The organism is Streptomyces sp. NPDC054840 (assembly GCF_053611065.1).
The window spans coordinates 1-4,019 of the sequence record NZ_JBSGZP010000662.1 but is presented as its reverse complement, the minus strand read 5'-3'; the positions used below and the strand labels follow the sequence as shown (position 1 = coordinate 4,019).

At 75.5% G+C, this 4,019-nt stretch carries 1 protein-coding gene and 1 pseudogene; one reads left to right on the top strand and one right to left on the bottom strand.

Annotated features, from left to right (window positions below):
• Nucleotides 1-3,148: pseudogene (locus tag ACWGIU_RS31805) on the bottom strand (hypothetical protein); the annotation flags it as partial.
• A 338-nt stretch (nucleotides 3,149-3,486) separates the two neighbouring features.
• Between ACWGIU_RS31805 and nadE the strand changes: the two are divergent.
• A partial coding sequence (gene nadE, locus ACWGIU_RS31800; protein WP_453711576.1) for an NAD(+) synthase occupies nucleotides 3,487-4,019 on the top strand: 533 nt, incomplete at its 3' end.

Here is a 4,019-nt window from a genome sequence, read left to right as displayed (position 1 = left end):
CCTCCAGGGCGGCGGAGTCGGACACGCGGCCCACCCACCAGCGGCTGCCGGCACGGGCGAACGGCTGGTCGGCCCAGGTGTCGAGGAGCGCGAGCAGAGCGGCCCGCTCCGCGTCCGGGGTCGGCGCCACCGCCGCCCGCCACGCCACGGCGTCGATCGAGCCCAGCAGCTGCGACCAGTCCCGCGGCGGCGCCGGCGGCGAGAGCCGCCGTACCTCCTCCACGATCGTCCCGGCCAGGCAGGCACCGTCGGCGGCCAGCGCGCCGAGGGTCGCCGGCAGGGCCGAGTCCTCGGTCCGGCGGTGCGCGTCGGTCTCCTCGTCCGCGACCAGCCCGTACAGCGCGGGCAGCAGTTCGGTGTCCGGCGCGGACCGGCGCAGCACGTTCGGCGGAGCCTCGGCGAGGAGGGACACGCGCCGGTGCAGGGCCCACCGCCGCTCCTCCACCCGGGCGGCCCGTCCGGCGACCGCCACGACCGCCTCGACGAGTACCGGGTCGGTGACCTCCGGCAACTCGTGGGACACGGCGGCACGCAGCGCCTCCTCACCGTCGAGCGCGGCCGCCAGCAGGGTGTCCGCCGTCTGCCGTCCCACGCTCCGCAGCGCCCGCGACCCGGCCGCGTCACGCGTGCGCAGCAGGTACCAGAAGGCGGGCGGCAGGGCCACGCCCCCGGACACGGTGGCCTTCCGGGTCGGCCTCACCCGCGGGTGCTTGGGCGAGTGGTGCCCGTCCAGCTCCCACAGCAGCACACCGTCGGCGGTGTACGCGCGCACGCCCGTACGGGTCTGCGCCTCGGCGAGGACCACGTCCTCCACCCCACCCTCCGGCGCGGCCCACAGGCCCCAGGGCTCCTGCCCCGGCCGGTCGATGTCGAAGCGTGCGGTACGCCCGTCCACGCTCTCCACCAGGTAGTGGTCGGGCGCGTGGTCGCGGTGCCGGGTACGGAACAGCACCCGTGTCCCGACCAGCCCGTCCCGGCTGCCCAGCGGGGAGTCGGACAGCCCGGCGGGCAGCGGCGCGAGCTGCAGCGCCTCCGTGTCCAGGCTCATCCCCACCTCGGACGGCTGCGCACCCGGATCGGCGCTCGGGGCACGGCCGGGGAAGTCCGGCAGCGGCAGGGCTCCGCGTCGCTCCCCGGTGACCGGGTCGACCACCTCCCACGGCTGCCGCCCGTAGATCTGGTTGGTCCAGATCCGGGAGCCGTCGCCGAGCAGCAGCTCCTCGCTGTCGATGCCCTCGGTGTCTCCGGGACGCAGCACGCGCAGGCCGCTGTGGCGCCCGCCCCCGTCGGCGCTCTCGAACTGGAAGCCGTACGCCCCGTCCAGGCTGCCGCCGAACGGCAGCAGCCCGCCCACCTGCCGCGGCTCGAACGGCTCCTCGGGGCGGTCGGCCCAGACGGCGGTGTCGCAGAAGAGCGGGTTCTCCTTGCGGCTCCAGCTCACCAGGAAGGAGCCGCCCACGTAGTGCACGGCGAACAGGCCCGCGTCCTCGGGAACCGTGAACCGGCAGGTGCCCCGCTCCCCGTCGGGGGCGACGGCGACCGCCCGGTCGCGCCCGAACACCGTCAGTACCGGCCAGGTGCACGTCACTCCGACCACGCCGGGCAGCGGAGGGTGCACCGCCACACGCGCCCCGTCGACCCCGTCCGCCGTGGGCTCTGCGGGATCGGCGGTCTCCGCGAACCCCGCGTACACCGACTCCAGGGCCGGCCAGGCCAGTTCCTCCGGCAGGCCGACCGCCAGCGAGCGCCGCAGCGTGCCCGCCGCACCCGCCCCGGCGAGGGCGTCGGTGATCCCACCGAGGGCCGTCACCGTCGGCCGGTCCAGCAGGGTCTCCAGCTCGGCCACGGCCTCCTCGGCCCCCGCCATACCGCCGCCCCCGACGGTGCCGACGAGTTTGCCGACCCGCCCGGCGACCTCCTTGGCGATGCCCTCGTTGCCCGGCAGCAGCGTCACCGCGGACCCGGGGAGGCGCCCGCGCGCGGCCCAGTGGTCGGGAAGCAGATCGGCATGGACCGTCCCCTCCAGCCGGGGGCCGAACACCGGGTCCGCGGCCAGCGCGACGAGGTCCCGCCGTGACCGCTCCCCCCAGAAGCGCATCCGCACCTCCGGACCAGGGTCGACCACCGCTGCCCCGGCCGCCAGGCAGGCGTCCAGCACGTCCGCGTCGAAGCCCTGGTAGTGGTACCGGGTGGTGTGCACCGCCAGCGGGATGCCCGCCGTCCGCAGGCGCGGCCCCAACCGGCCGAGCAGGTCGAGGAATTCCGTCGGCAGCGGCTGCGGGGAGACCCCGCCGCCGGACTGCGGGGCGTACTGGTACATGCGGACGAACTGTCCGACCCAGTGCGGAAGTCCGCCCTCCGGCACCACCCGTCCGGCCGCCATCGCCTCCGTCGCGCCGCAGCCGATCAGCATCCGCAGCCAGGCCCCGCCGTCGGTGGGCCCGGTCGGAAACACCTCGACCAGTCCGGCCCGCACGGCGTCCGTCGGCGGATGGGCCGTCAGGAGGAGCTCCGCGGCGCTCAGCAGCGCTTCCGGCACCGACTTCCCGCGGGTGACCGACAGGATCGCGCCCACCATCCGCGCGGCCTCGCCGTCCCCGTGCCCGGCTGCCTTGGCCGACGCCCGGACCCGGCGCACCAGATCCGCCGGCGGATCCGCCCGCGAACCCGCCCACGCGTTCAGGAACGCCTCCAGGGCCGTGTGCGCCGCCGCCGGATCCAGCGTCTCGGCGAGGAAACGCTGGTGCGCCCCGAACTCCTTGGCGGGCATGGCCCCGCCCGCCGCGAACAGCAGGGCGTTGGCCCGGCGGTAGCCGGGGTCCACCGGCAGCCCGTGCTCGGCCTCGGCCGCGCGCGCCGCCGCGTAGGCCCGCCCGCTCGCCCGGTTCCCGTGACCGATCAGCCGATGGCCCACCGTGTCCCAGAACCAGGGCAGGTGCGCCGGCGGCAGCCGCCGCGCCCGCGCCGTCATCGTGTCGACGAACCGTCCGGGCTTGTCCCGGGTCCGCACCAGTTCGGTGTACATGTCCTCGATCAGATCCCCCGCGACGCCTGCCGCGGCCGGGTCGTGGGCGGCCACCCAGTCGGTGTACGTGGTCGAGGCGTGCGGACCGGAGGCGGGCACGAGGGCATCGAGCGAGACGATCATGCTTCGCATCGTCGCACGGGCCACCGACACCACCCTGCCGGGCCCGGGACCTCACGCCCAGGGCCGTCTCTTCCGGGTCTTGCCGGGTGAGCCCGGGTCGTCCGGTGCGGTGCCTCGCAAGGCGGAGGGGCGCCCGTGTACCGGACGTACTCGGGTGTCCCGACAACGCGGCGAGGGGCCGTGCCGGGCGGGCCAAGCCCGACAAGACCCGGCGGCCCAGGGCGCCGGGCCACGGTCGCGTGGCCTTCCTCTAGAGTGCTTCCGTCCCGTACACGTGACTGTGACCCCGGCCGGGCGGCGCGTGCCGACCCGCGCACGGGCCCGAGCGAGGAGCAACCGTGACCGACCTGGCGTCCATATCCCTGCAGCAGGAGATCGCCCGTGATCTCCAGGTGAGCGCGTCATTCGACGTACGGCAGGAGATCGAGCGCCGAGTGGCCTTCCTCGCCGAGCGGCTGACCTCCACGGGCCTGCGCGCACTGGTCCTGGGCATCAGCGGCGGTGTGGACTCCACGACCGCCGGCCGACTCTGCCAGCTCGCCGTCGAGCGGGTCCGTGCCGCCGGCCACGAAGCGACGTTCTTCGCGATGCGACTGCCCTACGGGACGCAGGCGGACGAGAAGGACGCGCAGCTGGCGCTGGACTTCATCCGGGCCGACCGGGTCCTGACCGTGGACGTGAAGTCCGCGAGCGACGCCGCCCTGGAAGCGGCGCTGGCGGGCGGCACGGCCTTCCGCGACGCGCGCCACCAGGACTTCGTGCACGGCAACATCAAGGCCCGGCAGCGCATGATCGCCCAGTACACGGTGGCGGGCGCGCACGAGGGCCTGGTGGTCGGCACCGACCACGCCGCCGAGGCCGTCTCCGGCTT